The organism is Streptomyces sp. NPDC023157, from assembly GCF_055560575.1.
This window is the reverse complement of record NZ_JBVHIL010000009.1, coordinates 177,028-197,195: the sequence shown is the minus strand read 5'-3', so window position 1 is coordinate 197,195 and position 20,168 is coordinate 177,028. Positions and strand designations below refer to the sequence as shown.

Here is a 20,168-nt window from a genome sequence, read left to right as displayed (position 1 = left end):
CGTCGACGGAGGGGGAAGGTCAGGCCTTCCACTCCGACCAGGACATGTTCCAGCCGTTGAGGCCGTTGTCCGGCTTGATCTGCTTGTCGCGCGAGTTCTTCACGATGACGACGTCACCGATGATCGAGCGGTCGAAGAACCAGGCGGCGGGCGTCGAGCTGTCCCCGGCGCCGCGGGAGTCCCGCAGACCGACGCAGCCGTGGCTGACGTTGGCCGAGCCGAAGGTCGAGGACGAGGCCCAGTAGTTGCCGTGCACGAAGGTGCCCGAGGTCGACAGACGCATCGCGTGCGGCACGTCCTTGATGTCGTACTCGCCGCCGAAGCCCACGGTGGCGCCGTTCATGCGCGTCACCTTGTACTTCTCGCTGATGACCATCTGACCGTTGTACGTGGTCGTGGACGGCGCGCCGGCGGTGATCGGCAGGGTCTTGATGATCTTTCCGTCGCGCTCGATCTTCATCGTCTTGGCGCTGGCGTCCACCGTGGACACCTGGCGGCGGCCGATGGTGAAGGTGACGGTCTTCTTCTGCTTGCCGTACACGCCCGGGCGGCCCTCGACGCCGTCCAGGTTCAGCTTGACGGTCACCTTGGTGCCCGCGGCCCAGTAGTCCTCGGGGCGGAAGTCGAGCCGGTCGTTGCCGAACCAGTGGCCCACGATCTCCACGGCCGGCTCCGCCGTCACCTTGATGGCGCGCTCGACGGCCTCCGGGTCGGTGATGCCCCGGGTGAAGTTGATGGAGACCGGCATGCCGACGCCGACGGTCGCGCCGTCCTCCGGCGTGTAGTGGCCGAGGAAGGTGTTCTTCGGGACGAGGGTGCTGAAGGTGGTGTCCTTCGCCGACTCGCGGCCCGCGGTGTCCTTGGCGACCGCGTGCACCTTGTACTGGGTGCCGGCGGACAGATGGCCGAGCGGCTCCCAGCTCGCGCCGTCCGGGGAGAGCTTGCCCTCGACCGGGGTGCCCTTGGTGTCGGCGACCGTGACCGTCGACAGCTTGCCCTGATCGGCCGTCACCTTCAGCGCGCCGCTGGTGGCGACCGAGTCGGCGCCGTCCTTCGGAGCGATCGTCACGACCGCGGCGGAGGCCGCGATCTCCTGCTTGTCGCCGGTCCCCGCCGGGTCCTGGCCCCCCTTGCCGCCACCGGTGGCGCCGCCGCCACCGCACGCGGTCAGCACGAGGAGCAGCGTCCCCGTCGCCAGAGCCCCCAGGCGGGCGCCTCGGCGCCGTCGTCCGGCGGTCCCTCCGGATATCGGCTGCCCGTTCACTATGGTTTTCTCCCCTCGCACGACCCGGCACAGCTCGGGCCCCACCCCCGTGCGCATCCTCCCGCGCACACGGCGTTAGACAATCACACCGCCGGACACGAAAGTTCCACGCGAATGTCACCGTTCAGTCCCAGTTCACGCGGGGTGTGCCCGGCGCTCCGGGCCGCTCGGGGTCAGCGCAGCGCGGAACCGGTCCGCCAGCGGCCCCACTCCATGTTCCAGCCGCCCAGACCGTTGTCCGCGGCGACCTGCTTGTCGCGCGAGTTGACCACCTCGACCACGTCGCCGATGAGGGTCCGGTCGAAGAACCAGCCGGCCGGGGTGTCCGCGCCGCCGCCCTTCACGTCCCGCAGCCCGACGCAGCCGTGGCTGACGTTCGCCGAGCCGAAGGTGGACGCCGAGGCCCAGTAGTTGCCGTGCAGGAAGGTCCCCGAGTCGGTGAGCCGGATCGCGTGCGGCACGTCCTTGATGTCGTACTCGCCGCCGAACCCGACGGTCCGCCCGTCCATCCGCGTCACCTCGTACAACTCGGTGACCACCATCTTCCCGTTGTACGTGGTGGTCTTCGGCGCCCCGGCCGTGATCGGCAGCGTGGTGAGCGGCTCGCCGTCCCGGCGGATCTCCATCGTGTGCCGCTCGGCGTCGACCAGGGAGACCTGCGAGCGGCCCACCGTGAAGCCGACCCTCTTGCGCTGGATGCCGTACACCCCGGGGGCGCCCTCGACGTCCCGCAGGTCGAGGTCGACGGTGACCTCGCTGCCGGGCTGCCAGTACGCGGCGGGGCGGAAGTCGAGCCGGTCCTTGCCGAACCAGTGGCCGACGACCTCGACCGGCGGGTCCGAGGTGATCCGGATGGCCCGCTCGACCTCGGCGCGGTTCTCGATCTCCCGGTTGAAGGAGAAGGAGACGATCATGCCGGTGCCGACGGTGGACCGGTTCTCCGGCTTGAAGTAGCCGATGAAGCGGTGCTCGGGCACCACCGTGGTGAAGGTGGTGTGCCGGGCCGAGCGGCGCCCGTGGGCGTCGAGCGCGACCGCGTCCACGCTGTACTTCGCGGCGAGCGCGAGCCGGGCGCCGGGGCTCGGCCGCCAGCGCAGCCCGTCCGTCGAGATCTCTCCCGCCACCCGGGTGCGCTGCGCGTCCTCCACCTGGACCACGGACACCCGCTCCAGGCGCCCGCTGTCCACCTTCACCTCCAGGGGCCCGTCGGCGGGCACCCCCCGGCTGCCGTCCTCGGGGCTGACCCGGATCACGTCGCCCGGCGCCCGCGCCTTGCCCGGCAGGAGCAGGTCCACGCCGCCACCGCCACCGCCACCCCCGCCACCACCGGCTCCGGTGCAGCCCGCGAGGCCCGCCAACAGTCCCGCCACGGCGAGCGCGTACCCCGCCCGCTTCATCACATGTCTCACGACCGGCCCAACGACGGCCACCCTCCAGGGGAAACGTGCGTGCGGGGCATGTTGGGAGCCCGGCGGTGCGGGCAGAACAGGTGGGAGGACCACGTGCGAGGGCGGCGGCCGGGACGCCGCCGCCCTCCCGTGGGGAGAGCCGCGGGAGGCCGGGACGGTGTCGAGCGCAGCCGAGCAGGAGGCGGTACACGAGCATGCCCGCGCCCCGAAGGGGCCGGAGCGGGTGGTGTGGCCGGGGGCGCCGACTCCGCTGGGCGCCCGCTGCCGGGTCGGCCCGGACGGGGTCGCGGGCACCAACTTCGCGCTCTGGTCGGGCGGGGCGGAGGCCGTCGAGCTGTGCCTGTTCGACGCCGACGGCACGGAGACGCGCCTCGAACTGACCGAGCTCACCCATGAGATCTGGCACGGCTTCGTGCCCGGCGTCGGCCCCGGACAGCGGTACGGCTACCGGGTGCACGGGCGCTGGGACCCGTGGACCGGGGCCCGCTGGAACCCGGCGAAGCTGCTCCTCGACCCGTACGCGCGGGCCGTCGACGGGGACTTCGCGCTGCCGCCCGAGGCGTACGGGCACGTACGGGACTGGCCGCAGCAGCACGTCGCCGACACGGTCCGCGACGAGCGGGACTCGGCCCCGCACGTCCCCAAGGGGGTCGTCGTCCAGGACGACGACGACTGGTCCGACGACCGCAGGCCCAAGACGCCCTGGCCGGACTCGGTCATCTACGAGCTGCACGTCAAGGGCTTCACCGCCCGCCACCCGGACATCCCGGAGCACCTGCGCGGCACGTACGCGGGCCTCGCCCACCCGGCCGCGATCGAGCACCTCGTACGTCTCGGGGTCACCGCGGTGGAGCTGCTGCCGGTGCACCAGTTCGCGCACGAGGACCATCTGCTGCGCCGGGGCCTCACCAACTACTGGGGCTACAACTCGATCGGCTACTTCGCGCCGCACGCCGGCTACTCGGCGAGCGGGACGGCCGGGCAGCAGGTCGGCGAGTTCAAGCGGATGGTGCGGGCGCTGCACGCCGCCGGGATCGAGGTCATCCTCGACGTCGTCTACAACCACACCGCCGAGGCGGGCGAGCTCGGCCCCACCCTGTCCCTGAAGGGCATCGACAACCGCGGCTACTACCGGCTCCCGTCCGACGCCCGGCGCTACACGGACTACACCGGCTGCGGCAACACCCTGCACGTGGTGCAGCCGCAGGTGCTGCGGCTCATCACCGACAGCCTGCGCTACTGGGTGACCGAGATGGGCGTCGACGGCTTCCGCTTCGACCTGGCGGCGGCCCTGGCCCGCTCGATGCACGACGTCGACATGCTCTCGCCGTTCCTCGCGGTCATCGCCCAGGACCCCGTGCTGCGCCGGGTCAAGCTGATCGCCGAGCCCTGGGACGTGGGCAACGGCGGCTACCAGGTGGGCTCCTTCCCGCCGCTGTGGACCGAGTGGAACGACCGCTACCGGGACGCCGTACGGGACTTCTGGCGCGGCGCCCTGCCCGACGTCCGGGACCTCGGCTACCGGCTCTCCGGCTCCAGCGACCTGTACGCGTGGGGCGGGCGCCGCCCCTACGCCTCCGTCAACTTCGTCACCGCCCACGACGGCTTCACCCTGCGCGACCTCGTCACCTACGAGCGCAAGCACAACGAGGCCAACGGCGAGGGCAACCGGGACGGCACCCACGACAACCGCTCCTGGAACTGCGGCACCGAGGGCGAGACCGACGACCCCGAGGTCAACACCCTGCGCCGGCGCCAACTGCGCAACCTGATGACGACGCTGCTCCTGTCGACCGGGGTGCCGATGCTCGTCGCGGGCGACGAGATGGGCCGCACCCAGGGCGGCAACAACAACGCCTACTGCCAGGACAACGAGATCGGCTGGCTGGACTGGAGCCTCCCGGACGACCCGGGCCGCGCCCAGCTCCTCGCCCTGACCCGGCGGCTGCTCGACCTGCGCCACCGTCACCCGGTGCTGCGGCGCCGCGCCTTCTTCTCGGGCCGGCGGGCCGCCGACGGACTGCGGGACCTGGCCTGGTTCACCGCCGACGGCACGGAGATGACCGAGGCCGACTGGTACGCGCCCGCCGCCACGCTCGCCCTCTACCTGTCGGGCCGCGACATACCGGGCCGGGACGCCCGCGGCGAGCAGGTCACCGACGACAGCTTCCTCGCGGTCCTGCACGCGGGCCACCGTCCGGTGGAGTTCCGGCTGCCGGGCCCGCCGTGGGCGGAGACGTACGAGCGGATCGTGGACACCGCCCGGGAGGACCAGTCCCGCGCGCCGGGGACGGTGCACCGGGGCGGGGGGACGATCAGCGTGGCCGGCCGGTCGGTGGTGCTGCTGCGGGTGGGCGGCTAGGGGATCTGCTGCGGGTGGACGGCTAGGGGATCTCGACGAAGCAGGTGTAGACGCCCTCGACGTCGACGTCGGGGCCGGTGTACGCGGAGGAGGTGGTGCCCTGCCCGTACGTCGTGAACCGGCCGGCGGGCCGCCCGTCGGCGATCCAGGCGTGCGGCACCGAGCCGTACGCGGCCTCGCAGCGGTCCTGGCCCTCGCGCACGGCGACGCCGTCCGGGTCGCCCTGGAGGGACTTCTTGAACGTGACCTGCCCGAAGACCCGGAGGTCGGCGCGGGCGCCGCAGGGGACGACCCGGACGAGCCCCAGGTCGCCGAGCCCGGTGTCCAGGGAGGCGCAGCCGCCCGGCTTCACCTTGTGCAGGTCGGTGAGGGCCTTCTCGGCGTCCTGGACCTTCGCACCGGCGGGCAGCGGCGGCACGGGCGTCTTTCCGTGGCCGGAGAGGGCGTAGTCGGCTCGCAGCGAGGTCACGCCCTTCAGGCGGTGCTCGTCGTGCAGCAGCTTGAGCGCGGGGGAGTAGTCGGCGGTGGCCCGGACGAGCCGCCCGTCCTTGTCGAGGACGACGGTCGTCCGGACCGGTCCGGGGGCCTGCCGCGCGCTGTCCTGGCTGATGTCGAGCGCCTGCGGCAGTGCGGCGGTGGCGTAGGTGACCGGGACGTCGACCTGGTAGGTGCGGCTGCCGTCGGCCCCCTTCACCGGCGGCCTGGTCGCGTCGGCGACACTCACGACCTCGGCGAGCGTCCGACCGTACGGTGCGGCGTCGCCGGCCCGCTGGAGGGCGCCGTCCATCAGGTCGACGATGTCACCGGAGGCGGCGGAGGAGTAGCGCAGCCAGCCGCCGTCCGCGGTGCGGTACGAGACCTGGTTGCCCGAGACGGCGAAGGTCCGCGGCTTCCGCGAGCCGACGGGCTCCCCGCCCAGCTCGCGCGCCGCGTCCCCCGGGAAGCCGCGCGGGATCTCGACGACCCGCTCGGCGCGGGCGGTGTCCTTGGCGTAGTCCTGGACGCCGGTCACGCGTTCCACGGCCGTGCCCTTGGCGGAGCCGTAGGTGAGCGTCCAGGTGAAGGCGGCGGAGCCGGCCGCGGTGGTGGCGCGGCTCGCGGCGGTGAGCTGGTCGTCGAGCCGCACCGAGAAGACGGGGGTCGGCGTGGGCGAGGGGGTGGCGGCCGTCGGCTTCGCGTCCTGGCCGCCGGACTGGCAGGCCGCCAGTGCCGTCAGCAGCAGCGGCAGTGCCAGCGCGGCGGCTCGGCGGCGCGTCCTGGAGTCGTACATGGTCCCCACCCTCGTTCTCCCGCCCGGTGGGCGATCGGGCGGGATCCTACGGGGCCGGTGCGACGATGTGCCGATGGGCCCCCGCACCGGCCACCACGGCGCGACGGCGGTGGCCGGCGGGGGAAGGTGCACGTGGCGGTCCGGTGTCCCCCGTGGACCGCCCCGTGCGGTTCCAGTCTGCGCGCAGGGGCGTGGGGTGTTGTTGGCCTGGAGTGCAGGGCTCGTTGACGCTGCGTGCAGGGGTCAGCCGGTGCGGCCGAGGATGCCGCGCTGGTAGGCGACGGCGACGGCGGCCGCGCGGTCCTTGGCGCCCAGCTTGGCGTAGATGTGCGTGAGGTGGGTCTTGACGGTGGCCTCGCTGATGAAGAGCTCGGCGGCGATCTCGCGGTTGGAGGTGCCCTTGGCGACGAGTTCGAGGACCTCGCGTTCACGGGCGGAGAGCGACTCGTCGACGGGTGCGGCGGGCGTGCGGACGCGGGTGACGAGCCGGCCGGCGACGGCCGGGGAGAGCACGGTGCGGCCCTCGGCGGCGGCACGGACGGCGGCGAACAGCTCTTCGCGGGGCGTGTCCTTGAGGAGGTAGCCGGTGGCGCCCGCCTCGATCGCGGGGAGGGTGTCGGTGTCCGTGTCGTACGTGGTGAGGACGAGGATCCGGGCGCGGGCGCCGCGCCGGGTGAGTTCGCCGATGGCGTCGACGCCGCCTCCGCCGGGCATCCGCAGGTCCATGAGGACGACGTCCGGGTCGAGGCTCAGGGCGAGGGCGACGCCCTCGACGCCGTCGGCGGCCTCGCCGAGGACCCGGAATCCGGGGTCGGTCTCGAACATGCCGCGCAGGCCGTCGCGGACGACGGGGTGGTCGTCGACCAGGAGGAGGGTGATCTCATTCATGGGGTGCCAACGGTACGCGAGCGCTGATCGCCGTGCCGTGTCCCGGCTCGGTCTCCAACGCGAGGCTTCCGGCGAGGCGTTCGGCGCGGGCCCGCATGCCGTCGAGGCCGAAGCCGCCGGTGTGGTGGCGGGCGGGGACGGCGGCCGGGTCGAAGCCGTGGCCGTCGTCGCGTACGTCGAGGGTGAGTTCGTCGCCCATGTAGGAGAGGGTGACGCCGGCGCGGGCGGCGCCGGAGTGGCGTTCGGCGTTGGCGAGGGCTTCCTGCGCGATCCGCAGCAGGGTCGCGGCGATCTCGTCGTGGACGGGGTGTTCGGTGCCGGTGACGGTGAACCGGGCGGTGATCCCGGTGCGTTCGGACCAGTCGGCGACGGTCTTGCGCAGCGCGTCGGGCAGGGTGTCGTGCTCCAGGGCGACCGGACTGAGGTTCTGCACGGAGCGGCGGGCCTCGCCGAGGCTGTGCCGGGCGAGGTCGGCGGCGCGGCGCAGCCGGACCTGGGCGAGTGCGGGGTCGGTGGTGGCGCCGACGGCCTGGAGCTGGGTGATGACGCCGGCCAGGCCCTGGGCGATGGTGTCGTGGATCTCGGCGGCGAGCCTGCGCCGTTCGTCGGCGACCCCGGCCTCGCGGGCCTGGACGAGGAGCTGCGCCTGGAGGGCGGCGTTCTCCTCCAGGGCTTCTTCGAGGCGGGCGTTGGCGCGGGCCAGCGCCTCGATGGTGGCGGCGCGTTCGCGGGCCTTCTCGGCCTCCTTGACGCCGAGGTGGGAGAGGCCGACGGCGAGGCAGCCGTTGAGGACGAACAGCCCGGCGAAGGCGACCCATTGGAGGAGGCTGCGGGGCGGCAGCCCCCCGGACTGGGAGCCGGCCAGGGTGAGGGCGACGGCGACCAGTCCCGCGCGGGCGCCGGCGGGCCGGGGCGGCAGCAGGTGCACGGCGTCGAAGTAGCCGATGCAGGCGAAGACGGCGAAGAAGGGGTTGGTCCAGGTGAGCGCGAAGGCGAGCGCGGTGCGGGCCGTGAAGTAGAAGACGGAGGCGGGTCCGGGGGCGCCGGGGACGGAGAGCGTGGGTGTCTCGCGGCGCGTCTCCCCCACCGCCCGCTGGTGGGCGGTCCACCACAGCTGGAGGGCGAGGACGGCGGCGAACAGGGCGCCGGCGACGAGGGCCCTGGTGCGGTCCATCAGCTCGTCGCCGGAGGCCGCGACGAGCACCCCGGCGACGACGAGCAGCGCGTAGGGGCCCCACCGGAAGAACTGCTGCCACCGCTCCTCGACCGTCGTGACGCGTGCGGTCATCTCGCCCCCAACCCCCCTACTCCCAGCGGAACCAGCGGACCGCGGCGCCCGTCAGCAGCACCACCCACAGGGTGGTCACCGCGAGCGGGCCCCAGCCGGGCCAGGCGCCGCCCGCGGCGGCGTCGAGGGCCTCGGAGGCGGCGCCGTACGGGCTGAAGCCGACGATCTCCCGCAGCGTATCCGGCATGGCCTGGACCGGGATCCAGACGCCGGCGGTGAACATCGAGGGGAAGAAGACGGCCGAGCCGACGGCGGTGGAGATCTTCTGGGTGCGGGAGACGGCGCAGACGGCGGCGCCGAGGGCGAGGGAACAGGCGGTGGCGAGCAGCAGGGCGAGGAGGTAGCCGGGGAGGTTGCCGGGCAGGGCGACGCCGAAGGAGAGCCGGCCGACGGTGAGGGCGAGCAGCGCGGAGAGCAGGGCGGCCACGCCGTGCAGGACGAGCTGGGCGGTGAGGAGGGAGCCGGGCCGGACGGGGGTGGTGGACATCCGGCGCAGGATGCCGCGTTCGCGGTAGCCGGCGAGGACCGGCGGCATGGCCTGGAGCCCGGCCATGATCAGGGCGAAGAGCACGGACACGGGCACGTAGACGTCGATGACCCGACGCCCGCCGAGGTCGGCGGAGGGCTCGGTGAACGAGGGGATCGACCCGAGGATCACGAGCAGCACGGTGGGCGAGAGCATCACCCAGAACAGGGCGGCGGGTTCGCGGCCGAAGAGCCGGACCTCGGTGCGCAGGAGGGTGCGGGTGGCGGTGGTCACTGGTCGGCTCCGGTCAGGTCGAGGTAGGCGTCGTCGAGGGTGGCGTCGGAGACGCGCAGGCCGCGGGCGGTGACCCCGCGGCGGGCGAGCAGCGGGACGAAGGCGTCGACGGTGGCGTCGTCGCCTGTGAGGACGGTCCGCCCGGCCGCCGTCTCGACGCTCACGGCGCCGGGCAGGGCGAGCAGGTCGGCGCGGTCCAGCGGGGTGTCGGCGGCGAAGGAGACGGTACGGGCGGCCCCGGACCGCCGGATGAGCCCGCCGGGGGTGTCGAGGGCGGTGACCCGGCCCCGGTCGATGACGGCGACCCGGTCGCAGAGGCGCTGGGCCTCCTCCATGAAGTGGGTGACGAGCAGGACGGTGACGCCACCGCGCCGGATGTCCTCGACGAGGGCCCAGGTCTCGCGGCGCCCGCGCGGGTCGAGTCCGGTGGTGAGCTCGTCGAGGATGACGGCCCGGGGGTCGCCGACCAGGGCGAGGGCGATGAAGAGCCGCTGTCGCTGCCCGCCGGACAGCTTGGCGTAGCGGACGCCCAGCTGCCCTTCGAGCCCGAGGCGTTCGGCCAGGGCCCGCCAGTCGGCGGGACGCTCGTGGAAGGAGGCGTACAGTTCGAGCGCCTCGCGGACGGTGAGCTTGGCCTGGAGCTCGCTCTGCTGGAGCTGGACGCCGAGCAGCCGGGTGACGTCGGTGTGCCGGGCGACGGGGTCGAGCCCGGCGACGCGTACGGTGCCGCGGTCGGCGGTGCGCAGACCGGCGACGCACTCGACGGTGGTGGTCTTGCCGGCGCCGTTGGGGCCGAGGATCCCGAAGATCTCCCCCTCCTCGACCGCGAAGGTGACGCCGTCGACGGCCTTCCGCTCGCCGTAGGCCTTGTGCAGGTCCTGAACCTCGATCATGGGCATGCCCCAAGGTTCGTGAACGTCGCGCCCCGCCGGTATCGGCCATCCCGCTCGACCACCGGTCAACCGATCGGTTGATACGCCCCTACGACCTGCCCCGTCCGGCCCCGACCGGACGGGTGGCCGGAAAACCACATGAGCCATGTCAGGGGTGAACCGTAGGCTCGGCCCTGATGCCCACAGAACATGTACCCGCCAAGGAATCGCCCGCCGCCGAGGGACGTTCGGCCGTGCGCACACTGCTGCGCCTGTGGCCGTACGTACGCCCGGTGCGCGCCCGCCTCTTCACGGCCGCCTTCGTCGCGATCGTGGCCTCCTGTCTGTCGCTCGTGATCCCGCTGGTCCTGAAGTGGCTGGTCGACGGCCCGGTCACGGACGGCGACGCGACGGGGGTGTGGCTGGGCGCGCTGTACCTGCTGTTGCTGGGGATCACCGAGGCGGTGCTCTTCGGCATCCGGCGCTGGCTGGTGGCGCGCCCCCTCGCGGGGGTGGAGGCGTCGATGCGCGCCGACCTGTACGGGCACGTGCAGCGGCTGCCGATCGCGTTCCACGACCGCTGGGCGTCGGGCCAGCTCCTGTCGCGGGGCACGACGGACCTCATGCTGGTCCGCATGTTCCTCGCCTTCCCGCTGACCTTCCTGCTGGTCAACGCGGTGACGATCCTGGTCGGTTACGCGGTGCTCTTCGCCCAGCAGTGGACACTGGGCCTGGTGCTGCTGGCCCCGGTCGGGCCGATGGTGCTGCTCTGCTGGCTGTTCGAGCGGCGGTACGCGGTGGTGACCCGGCGGGCGCAGGACCAGGTGGGCGATCTGACGACGGTGGTCGAGGAGAGCGTGCTCGGCATCCGCATCGTGAAGGGCTTCGGACGCCACCGCAGCCAGGCGGAGGCGTTCCGGAACCTGGCGGAACAGCTCCGGGGCACGGAGCTGGCCAAGGCCCGGCTGCTGGCCTGGATCTGGGCGGTGATGACGCTGCTGCCCGAACTGGCCGTGGGAGCCGCCCTGGTGCTGGGCGCGGTGCAGGTGGCCGAGGGCCAGCTGTCGGCGGGCACGCTGGTGGCGTTCCTGTCGACGGCGCTGGCGCTGCGCTGGCCGGTGGAGTCGATCGGCTTCCTGCTCGCGATGAGCCAGGAGGCGGCAACGGCGACGGAACGCTACTTCGAGGTGATGGACTCACCCCAGGAGACGGAGACCGACCTCCCGCGGACCCCGGCGACGACCCCGCCCGACGGCCTCCGCTTCGAGAAGGTCTCCTTCCGCTACCCGGACGCGCCGCCGGACACCCCGCCCCTCCTCACCGACGTGGACCTGCACATCCGCCCGGGCGAGACGCTGGCCCTGGTGGGCACCACCGGCTCCGGCAAGACGACCCTGACGGCCCTCGTCCCCCGGCTGCACGAGCCGACCGCCGGCCGCATCCTCCTGGACGGCGAGGACATCACCCTGATGCCCAGGGAGCGCCTGCGCTCCCTGGTGTCGATGGCGTTCGAGGAGCCGACCCTCTTCTCCGCGAGCATCGGCGAGAACGTCCTGATGGGCGCGGACGAGGAGGCGGCCACCCCGGAACTGACCCGGGCGCTGGCCGTGGCACAGGCGAAGGCCTTCGTGGAGAAGCTGCCCGAGGGCGCGGACACGCAGGTCGGCGAGCAGGGCCTGAGCCTCTCCGGCGGCCAGCGCCAGCGCCTGGCCCTGGCACGGGCGGTGGTCGGCCGCCCTCGCTTCCTGGTCCTGGACGACCCGCTGTCGGCCCTGGACGTGCACACGGAGGCGAAGGTCGAGGCGGCGCTGCGGGAGGTGCTGCGCGACACGACCGCCCTGGTGGTGGCGCACCGCCCGTCGACGGTGCTGCTGGCCGACCGGGTGGCGCTGCTGTCCGGCGGGCGGGTGGCGGCCGTGGGCACCCACCACGAACTGCTCCGTGAGAACGCCGAATACACGTGGCTGATGTCCGGCGAGAACCCCGAGGACCCCCGATGACGGACGTGAACACGGACACGGAGACGAACGTTCCCGGCACCCGACCGACGGCGGGAGGGGGCCGGGACCGGAGCGGGGGTGGGGGTGTCCGGACGTGGCGGCGCCCGCAACGAGCGAAGCGAAGTGGAGGTCGCAGTCCGGACACCCCCACCCCCGCGGAGGTTCCGGCCCCCGTCGGACCCACGGACCCCTTCGACCAGGACGACCTGCCCACGACGCCCGGTGCCACCGGCCGCCTCCTCCGCTCCCTCCTCCACGCCCACCGCCCGAGGGTCCTGGTGGCGATCCTGGTCCTCGTCGTCCAGCAACTGGCCCTCCAGGCGGGCCCGCTGCTCGTGGCGTACGCGATCGACCGGGGCGTCCCGGCGTTCCGTGCCGGGAACCACACCCCGGTCGTCGCGGTGGCCCTCGGCTACCTGGCCTGCGCGGCGGCCGGCGGACTGCTCCAGTACGCGTTCGTGCGGATGTCCGCCCGGATCAACCAGGCCGTGCTGCTGGACCTGCGCGGCCGCATCTTCCGGCACGCGCAGGAGCTCAGCGTCGACTTCCACGAGCGCTACACCTCGGGCCGGCTGATCTCCCGCTCGACGACCGACGTGGAGTCGCTGCGCGAGCTGCTCTCCGAGGGCCTCCAGGAACTCCTCGGGGTGGCCCTGTCGTTCCTCTCCATCTCGGCGATGCTGCTCTGGCTGGACCTGGGCATGGGCGCGGTGGCGGTGGCGTCGTTCGGCCCGCTGTACCTCCTCGTGCGGAGCTACCGGCGCCGCTCCGCGGCGGTGTTCGCGGTCCGGTCCACGGCCATCGCCAAGGTGATCGTGAAGTTCGCGGAGACGATGAACGGGATCCGTCCGGTACGGGCGTTCCGCCGGGAGCGGGCGAACGACGCCGAGTTCGCGGTCCTCAACGCGGGCCACGAGCGCAGCAACGGCGACGCGCTCCTGGAGATGGCCCGCTATGTGGTGGGCTCCCGGCTCGTCGCCAACACGGCGGTGGCCGGCATGTGCCTGTGGGGCGCGTACCGGGTCGCGGGCGGCACCCTGGAGCTGGGTGTGCTGGCGGCGGCGGTGCTGTACGTGCGGCGCCTGTACGACCCGATCGACCGGCTCGGCATGTTCCTCAACTCGTACGAGTCGGCGGCGGCCTCACTCGCGAAGATCGCGGGTCTGCTCGCGCAGCGCCCGGGCGTCCCGGAGGCGACCGCGCCCCGGGAGCTGCCGGTGCGGACCGGTGCGCCGGGCCGTGAGGTGGTGTTCGAGGGGGTGCGGTTCGCGTACCGGACGGGCGGCGAGGTGCTGCCGCGCTTCGATCTGACGATCCCGGCGGGCCAGACGGTCGCCGTGGTGGGGTCGACGGGCGCGGGCAAGTCGACGCTGGCGAAGCTGCTGGCCCGCTTCTACGACCCGACGGAAGGCCGGGTCCTCCTGGACGGGGCGGATCTGCGCGAGCTGGCCACGCCGGAGCTGCGGCGGGGCGTGGTGATGGTGACGCAGGAGGCGTTCCTGTTCTCGGGGACGGTCGCGGAGAACATCGCGATCGGCCGCCCGGAGGCGAGCCGCGAGGAGATCGAGCGGGCGGCGAAGGCGATCGGCGCGCACGAGTTCATCGCGGCACTGCCGGACGGCTACGACACCGACGTACGCAAGCGGGGCGGCCGTATCTCGGCGGGCCAGCGCCAACTGGTCGCTTTCGCGCGGGCGTTGCTGGCGGATCCGGCGGTGCTGATCCTGGACGAGGCGACCAGCTCGCTGGACGTGCCGGGCGAGCGGGCGGTGCAGCGGGCGATGGACACGGTGCTGGCGGGCCGTACGGCGGTGGTGATCGCCCACCGTCTGTCGACGGTCGAGGTGGCGGACCGGGTCCTGGTGATGGAGTCGGGCCGGGTGGTGGAGGACGGTTCCCCGGCGGAGCTGGTGGGCGGCGAGGGCCGCTACGCGGGCCTGCACAAGGCCTGGCGCGACAGCCTGGTGGGCTGACCGGGGACGCGGCCAAGGGGACGCGGCCAAGGGGACGCGGCCAAGGGGACGCGGCCGGGGTCACCGGCAGCGGCCCACGCGTTCGGCGGCCAGGCAGGCCCGGACGATCGCGACGCGGATCGTCGGGCCGCCGATGCCGCACTTGATGGCGTAGAACAGGAAGAGGTTGGTCGCGGTGACGGCGAAGGCGTACACGTAGACGTCGTGGAGGAGTCGGAGGTAGAGGGCCGTGCCGATGGTCAGCACGGCCACGCTGTAGAAGAGCGAGGTCGGCACCCACTGGGCGAACGAGGACAGGCCGGTGATCTTGGTGTCGTCGGCGGGGAGCGTGCTGAGCCCGAGCTGTCGGGAACGGCGGATGACCGCGTGGACGAAGGCGAGGGTCATGACGTTCGCGAGCCACGTCAGGATCTGCCCGATCGCCGAGTTGAGCGGCCACCAGCGGGGCTCGACGAGCGTGACCGCCAGCACGAGCAGGCACGGTACGACGGCCATCAGGCGCATGATCACCTCCGTCGCCACGGCCAGCCGGGTCAGTGATCCGGCCCGCCATCCGACGGCGAGGGGCGTCAACCCGGAGAACAGCATCTGGTAGTACTTCGGCGCCGCGATCGCGTAGGAGAGCCCGACCATCCGGGCCGGCAGGTTGGCCTGCCAGTCCGGTACGTGGTAGTCGTCGCGCCGCCAGGAGTCGACGATGGGCAGCCCCTCGGGGGTGCCGGCGGCTCGCTGCACCAGTGCCACCACGTTGTTTCCCCAGGACAGGTCCAGGTCCCGCAGGATCCAGGTGATGACGACGGTGTTGGTCACGGCCCAGATCACCGCCGACAGCAGCGACCAGGCGAGCAGCCAGTTCGCGAAGGAGCTGCGGTCCGGCTCCGCGCCGTCGCTCCGCTGTCTGCGCATCCGCCACAGCCGCCACTCCCGCCCCGGGTCCCCGGCCAGCGGGCGGAGCAGCTCGCGCCACGCGCGCCAACCGGTCTCGACCCGCAGCTCGCTCTCGTCCTGCTCGGCGGCCTGCACCATCCCGAGTTCGGCCAGGAAGTCGCCCTTCAGCCGGGCGAACGTCCGCGCGGGGTCGGCTCCGCCGGAGAAGACCAGCAGACGGCGCGTCGGGTCGGCGTCGACGAGGTCCTCGAGGAAACGGGCCAGGAGCGCCGCACGCATGTAGAAGATGTCCGGTACGACCCCTTCGGCTCCCGCCCGTCCGGTGCCGAAGAGGATCAGCAGCTGACCGAGCGAGTACAGGTCCGCCCGGGCGATGTCGCTCTCCCCGGCCCTGACCTCGGGAGCGATGTAGCGGGATTCGGCCCCTCCCGTCCCGGTGACCGTGTGGGTGTAGAGGTAGTTGCGGCCGAGGTCGACGAGGGTGAAGGTGCCGTCGGCCGCGGACACGATGATGTTGGACGGAGCGAGGTCCGCGTGCACACCCTTGAGCCTGCCGTGCACCGGGTCCTCCCGCGCGATGCGCTGGAGTTCCTCCAGCGCGTCGAAGAGCAGCAGTCCCTTCTCCCGGAGCCGGTCGAGGCTGAGGGAGGAGGCCCCGCGCGCGTCGGAGGTCGCCTGCTCCGCCTCCTCGCGGACGAGTTCGGCGAGCGTCCTGCCCTCGACGAAGTCCATGAGGATCCAGCTGTCGAAGCTCGCCCAGACCCGCACCAGATGGCGTGATCCGGTGCTCGACGTGCCGTAGGTGTCCGCGTAGGTGCGCGTGGCCTGCGCGAGGGTCGCGATGCGGGTGAACGGGTACAGGATCAGCTTCAGGGCGAATTCCGGGCGGGTGCCGTGGACGGCGTCCGCGGTGCTGCCCCGGAGGATCACCGAGGTGCTGCCATGGCGATGGAACCGCAGCTTCCGCTGCATGGCCCGCCATTCGCGCGCGGCGGGCCCGTCGGCCGCGGGTGGGCGGCGCGCGGCGGATCCCCGCTCCGGGCTGTACACGTCGGCGATGACCTCGGCGACCGCGTCCTCGGCGACGAGGGCGCCGCAGACGCCCGCGCAGTCGTGGGTCAGCGCCTGACCGCTCCGTCCGGGGGCGGGCCCCGTCGGCGAGAGCGAGCGCTGGGCCTCCGATTCGGCGAGGCCGAGCAGGGTCAGCAGGAACAGCGCGACGAACCCGAACAGTTCGTCCGGGCCGGCCTGATGCCGCCCGTCGCGCGCGGGATGCCCGAGGCACCACGGGACCAGCCCCGCGATCGTGGCCTGCCTGCCGGCGGGTCCGAAGCGGTCGTCGAACGACCGCTCGTCCAGCGGTATGTCGTGCAGCACGCGCCGCCAGAGACCGAGGCGGCGGGCCCGCTGCCGGGGTGTCTCCGGCCGGCCGTCGTCCGGGAGCTCCAGCAGGGCCCGTAATCGCGCCGCCTGCGGATCGTCATGTCCCCTCAGGCCGGACAGGGCCGCGAGCAGCCGGTCCAGCGTGGAGCCGTGGTTCTCCATGCGTCCTGTCCACCACCATGAGTCTCGGCATGGCACGGATCCCTCCCCGGCGGATCAGGTCGGCCGGTCTGCCCTCGGTGGCGCAGAAGGCGATCCCGTAGGCCATCCGGGCGTGCCGGAGGAGTGGACCGTGCTTGAGTTCGTGTCGCTTGAGCTCGGGCATCCACGGCAGCGGCGCCAGGTCGAGGACGTACGGGGCGTCGGCGCCGGGGGCTGTGCGCATCCGGGTCAGCCGTTCCTGGTCGAGGTGCTTCTGGCGGATCGCCGCCAGGTAGCCGCTGCCGAGTCCGCGGCGCACCTTCTCCAGGTGGACGTAGGTGAAGCGGTGGAGCAGGTTGAATCCGCTGCCGGCCGGCCGCATGGGCCGCGTGCTGAGGGAGAGGACGTGCGTGCAGCCGTCGTCGAGCGCGAGCCGGAACGGCAGGGCGGTGAGGACTCCGCCGTCGACGGCGCGCCTCACGTCCGGCAGGGCGAACGTCCCGGGGACGGCGACGGGAAGCCACGCGGAGGCGCGTAACGCGTCCTTGAGGTGCTGTCGGGAGGAGAAGTCCCGCAGCACCACGGTCCGCAGGGCGTCGACGTCGGTGACGGGAACGGCCAGGGGAATCGGCGAACGGAGCACCGCCTCGTAGTCCAGCGGCTTCACCCGCTCCATGACGTGGTCGAAGGAGTAGGACAGGTCCAGGATCGGGCGTCGGCGCAGGGGCCGCGAGAAGTCGACGAACCGCCTGGTCGTCAGGTCGTCGTAGTAGATCGACAGCGGGTACCACGTCTCGCCGGCGAGGAAGTAGGCCGCGTTGATGCCGCCGGCGGAGCAGCCGTAGACCACGTCGAAGGCGTTCTTGTAGCCGTAGTCCTCCAGCTGGGACAGCATCGCCGCCGAGATCACCCCGCGCATGCCGCCACCCTCGACGGCGAGGGCGACCCGCGCACCGTCGGTGCGCTGCCCCGGCAGGCTCCCGGACTCCCGCCGGGCCCTCAGGATCTCCAGGACCGGATGTGCCGGATCCCAGTACTCGGGCGTGCCCTCGGCATCACCGGTCCGCATGGTCCCCCCTGGATTCGGATCCTTGATCTACCCCCAGCACCGCACAACCTCTTCCCGACCCCGCTCCCGCCAAACGCCGGTCCGGGGAGTGCCCCGCGCGGCGTACGGCGCCGGGGCGGCCGTCCAAGGGATGGGAATGGCCGACACGTCGGAGGGGCGGGCACGGGGGATCCGGGGGTCTCGGGCGATGCGTGGTGCGATCAGAACGAGCCACGGACCGAAGGGATCCGGTCCGCCGGCCGCCACCCCCTCCACCGCGCTCCGCCCCTGGACGGGGGGCCCGTGCCGGGCCTGGGGTCGCGCGTCGGATTCGGCCTCCGGAGAACGCCGGACGACATCGCGACCATGATCGGTGAAACGTCCGCTTAACGAACAGAGCCCTTCAAACAGCGGACGATTTCCGGCCAACTTGTTGACGCGCTCCTGACAGACAGCGGCAACAACTGCAACTCTTCCCCCGGCTCTTCGCACCAACGTTCAGCGCATCACCCGTACGTGCTCCACAGCTCTGCTTGCTCAGCCCGGGCGGCATCACCCAGCCCTCCCGGTACCCCCCTCGCAAAAGGAGTCTGCGTGAGATCCACGCCCAGCCGTCGCGCCACCGCGACCGGCGCCCTGATCGCTGCCGCCGCCATGATCGCCGTCGGTGTCCAGTCCGGTTCCGCCACCGCCGACCAGTTCGGCGCCGCCCCCAAGGCGCAGGCCGCCTCCAAGGCGAACCCCGGCAAGCTGCCGGCCGACCTCTCGCCGGCCCAGCGCGCCGCGCTGATCCGCGCCGCCCAGGCGGACACCGCGGCCGCGGCCAAGCGCCTCGGCCTCGGCGCCCAGGAGAAGCTGGTCGTCCGCGACGTCATCCAGGACCGCGACGGTTCGACCCACACGCGCTACGAGCGCACCTTCGCGGGCCTCCCGGTCCTCGGTGGCGACCTGATCGTCGAGGAGACCAAGGCGGGCGCCACCACGTCCGTCTCCAAGGCCACCCGCGCCGACATCACCAAGGTCGACACGGCCGCCACCCTCGCGCCGGCCGCCGCCGAGCGCCAGGCGCTGGGCCGCGCCAACGCCGAAGGTGCCAAGAAGACCAAGGCCGACCGCGCCCCGCGCAAGGTCGTGTGGGCCGCCAAGGGCGCCCCCGTGCTGGCCTACGAGACCGTCGTCGGCGGCCTCCAGCACGACGGCACGCCCAACGAGCTGCACGTCGTCACCGACGCCAAGACCGGCGCCAAGCTGTACGAGTGGCAGGCCATCGAGACCGGCATAGGCAACACGCAGTACAGCGGCCAGGTCACCCTCGGCACCGCCCCGTCGTACACCCTGACCGACACGACGCGCGGCAACCACAAGACGTACGACCTCAACGGTGGTACGTCGGGCACCGGGACGCTGTTCAGCAACACCACGGACACGTGGGGCAACGGCACCACGTCCAACCGGGCCACCGCGGGCGCCGACGCGCACTACGGCGCCGCGCTCACGTGGGACTACTACAAGAACGTGCACGGCCGCACCGGTATCCGCGGTGACGGTGTCGGCGCGTACTCCCGGGTCCACTACGGCAACGCGTACGTCAACGCGTTCTGGTCGGACTCCTGCTTCTGCATGACCTACGGCGACGGCTCCGGCAACACCAAGCCGCTGACCTCCATCGACGTGGCCGCGCACGAGATGACGCACGGCGTCACCTCCAACACGGCCGGCCTGGTCTACAGCGGCGAGTCCGGCGGCCTCAACGAGGCCACCTCGGACATCTTCGCGGCGGCCGTCGAGTTCTACGCCAACAACTCGTCCGACCAGGGCGACTACCTCGTCGGCGAGAAGATCGACATCCGTGGCAACGGCACCCCGCTGCGCTACATGGACAAGCCGAGCAAGGACGGCTCGTCCAAGGACGCGTGGTACTCGGGCATCGGCGGCATCGACGTCCACTACTCCTCGGGTCCGGCGAACCACTTCTACTACCTGCTCTCCGAGGGCAGCGGCGCCAAGACCGTCAACGGCGTGAACTACGACTCGCCGACCTCCGACGGTCTGCCCGTCACCGGCATCGGCCGTGACAAGGCCTCGCTGATCTGGTTCAAGGCGCTCACCACCAAGTTCAGCTCGAACACGGACTACGCGGGCGCCCGCAACGGCACCGTCGCGGCCGCCACCGACCTCTACGGTGCGACCAGCCCCGAGGTCACGGCCGTCGAGAACGCCTGGGCCGCGATCAACGTCGGTCCCCGTCCCGGTGGCGGCAACCCCGGCGGCACGGTCTTCACCAACGACACCGACGTGTCCGTCCCGGACAACGGTGCCGCGGTGACCTCGTCGGTGACCGTCTCCGGTGTGACCGGCAACGCCCCGGCCAACCTCGCCGTCGGTGTGAACATCGTCCACACCTACATCGGTGACCTCGTCGTGGACCTCATCGCCCCCGACGGCTCGGTCTACAACCTGCACAACCGTGCCGGTGGCAGCACCGACAACATCAACCAGACCTACACCGTCAACGCCTCCTCCGAGGTCGCCAACGGCGTCTGGAAGCTGCGGGTCCAGGACAAGGCCTCGATCGACACCGGCTACATCAACCAGTTCAAGCTCACCTTCCCCTAAGGACCG

The 20,168-nt window shown here is 72.5% G+C and carries 13 protein-coding genes; 4 read left to right on the top strand and 9 right to left on the bottom strand.

The features are described 5' to 3' along the window. Positions 1–19 precede the first annotated feature (19 nt). On the bottom strand, positions 20–1,264 hold the full coding sequence (locus ACZ3ZE_RS29540) for a L,D-transpeptidase (RefSeq protein WP_361175313.1): 1,245 nt from the start codon (positions 1,262–1,264) through the stop codon (positions 20–22). A 173-nt stretch (positions 1,265–1,437) separates the two neighbouring features. Next, a complete protein-coding gene (locus ACZ3ZE_RS29535) occupies positions 1,438–2,673 on the bottom strand; it encodes a L,D-transpeptidase (protein WP_361175316.1) in 1,236 nt (411 codons plus the stop codon). Between the two features lie 157 nt (positions 2,674–2,830). Between ACZ3ZE_RS29535 and glgX the strand changes: the two genes are divergently transcribed. Then, positions 2,831–5,035, top strand: a complete 2,205-nt coding sequence (gene glgX / locus ACZ3ZE_RS29530; RefSeq protein WP_361175319.1) for a glycogen debranching protein GlgX — start codon at positions 2,831–2,833, stop codon at positions 5,033–5,035. A gap of 22 nt (positions 5,036–5,057) precedes the next feature. Here the strand turns inward: glgX and ACZ3ZE_RS29525 are convergent, their stop codons facing one another. The 5 genes from ACZ3ZE_RS29525 to ACZ3ZE_RS29505 form a co-directional block, all read right to left on the bottom strand. Beyond that, positions 5,058–6,305: a hypothetical protein gene (locus tag ACZ3ZE_RS29525; RefSeq protein WP_467261431.1), complete on the bottom strand. Its 1,248-nt coding sequence runs from the start codon at positions 6,303–6,305 to the stop codon at positions 5,058–5,060. 243 nt (positions 6,306–6,548) lie between these two features. Further along, positions 6,549–7,193 carry a response regulator transcription factor gene (locus ACZ3ZE_RS29520; RefSeq protein WP_361175325.1) on the bottom strand — a complete coding sequence of 215 codons (645 nt, stop codon included), beginning with the start codon at positions 7,191–7,193 and terminating at the stop codon, positions 6,549–6,551. Beyond that, positions 7,186–8,481, bottom strand: coding sequence for a sensor histidine kinase (locus tag ACZ3ZE_RS29515; protein WP_467261429.1), 1,296 nt, complete (start codon positions 8,479–8,481; stop codon positions 7,186–7,188). The genes ACZ3ZE_RS29520 and ACZ3ZE_RS29515 overlap by 8 nt, the downstream gene beginning before the upstream one ends. 16 nt (positions 8,482–8,497) lie before the next feature. After that, positions 8,498–9,241, bottom strand: a complete 744-nt coding sequence (locus ACZ3ZE_RS29510; protein ID WP_467261427.1) for an ABC transporter permease — start codon at positions 9,239–9,241, stop codon at positions 8,498–8,500. Further along, positions 9,238–10,140, bottom strand: coding sequence for an ABC transporter ATP-binding protein (locus ACZ3ZE_RS29505; protein ID WP_361175334.1), 903 nt, complete (start codon positions 10,138–10,140; stop codon positions 9,238–9,240). The genes ACZ3ZE_RS29510 and ACZ3ZE_RS29505 overlap by 4 nt, the downstream gene beginning before the upstream one ends. Positions 10,141–10,310: 170 nt before the next feature. Here ACZ3ZE_RS29505 and ACZ3ZE_RS29500 point away from each other — a divergent pair, with 170 nt between their 5' ends. Continuing rightward, entirely contained in the window at positions 10,311–12,113 is a 1,803-nt protein-coding gene (locus ACZ3ZE_RS29500; protein ID WP_467261425.1) for an ABC transporter ATP-binding protein, read from the top strand. After that, positions 12,110–14,086: an ABC transporter ATP-binding protein gene (locus ACZ3ZE_RS29495; RefSeq protein WP_467261423.1), complete on the top strand. Its 1,977-nt coding sequence runs from the start codon at positions 12,110–12,112 to the stop codon at positions 14,084–14,086. The genes ACZ3ZE_RS29500 and ACZ3ZE_RS29495 overlap by 4 nt, the downstream gene beginning before the upstream one ends. Positions 14,087–14,146: 60 nt before the next feature. Here ACZ3ZE_RS29495 and ACZ3ZE_RS29490 read toward each other — a convergent pair whose 3' ends face one another. Next, positions 14,147–16,519 carry a protein kinase family protein gene (locus ACZ3ZE_RS29490; protein ID WP_361623838.1) on the bottom strand — a complete coding sequence of 791 codons (2,373 nt, stop codon included), beginning with the start codon at positions 16,517–16,519 and terminating at the stop codon, positions 14,147–14,149. After that, on the bottom strand, positions 16,455–17,567 hold the full coding sequence (locus ACZ3ZE_RS29485) for a patatin-like phospholipase family protein (RefSeq protein WP_361175346.1): 1,113 nt from the start codon (positions 17,565–17,567) through the stop codon (positions 16,455–16,457). The genes ACZ3ZE_RS29490 and ACZ3ZE_RS29485 overlap by 65 nt, the downstream gene beginning before the upstream one ends. A gap of 573 nt (positions 17,568–18,140) precedes the next feature. On the opposite strand from ACZ3ZE_RS29485, the gene ACZ3ZE_RS29480 reads away from it, so the two are divergent. Further along, the gene (locus ACZ3ZE_RS29480; RefSeq protein ID WP_361175349.1) at positions 18,141–20,162 is read left to right on the top strand and encodes a M4 family metallopeptidase; all 2,022 of its coding nucleotides are present in this window, start codon (positions 18,141–18,143) and stop codon (positions 20,160–20,162) included. Positions 20,163–20,168: the final 6 nt, after the last annotated feature.

Bases quoted from the DNA above. Each gene is read 5' to 3' on its own strand.
- ACZ3ZE_RS29500 (WP_467261425.1), top strand. From the start codon at position 10,311: ATGCCCACAGAACATGTACCCGCCAAGGAATCGCCCGCCGCCGAGGGA.
- ACZ3ZE_RS29490 (WP_361623838.1), bottom strand. From the start codon at position 16,519: ATGGAGAACCACGGCTCCACGCTGGACCGGCTGCTCGCGGCCCTGTCC.
- ACZ3ZE_RS29515 (WP_467261429.1), bottom strand. From the start codon at position 8,481: ATGACCGCACGCGTCACGACGGTCGAGGAGCGGTGGCAGCAGTTCTTC.
- ACZ3ZE_RS29495 (WP_467261423.1), top strand. From the start codon at position 12,110: ATGACGGACGTGAACACGGACACGGAGACGAACGTTCCCGGCACCCGA.
- ACZ3ZE_RS29505 (WP_361175334.1), bottom strand. From the start codon at position 10,140: ATGCCCATGATCGAGGTTCAGGACCTGCACAAGGCCTACGGCGAGCGG.
- ACZ3ZE_RS29520 (WP_361175325.1), bottom strand. From the start codon at position 7,193: ATGAATGAGATCACCCTCCTCCTGGTCGACGACCACCCCGTCGTCCGC.
- ACZ3ZE_RS29485 (WP_361175346.1), bottom strand. From the start codon at position 17,567: ATGCGGACCGGTGATGCCGAGGGCACGCCCGAGTACTGGGATCCGGCA.
- ACZ3ZE_RS29525 (WP_467261431.1), bottom strand. From the start codon at position 6,305: ATGTACGACTCCAGGACGCGCCGCCGAGCCGCCGCGCTGGCACTGCCG.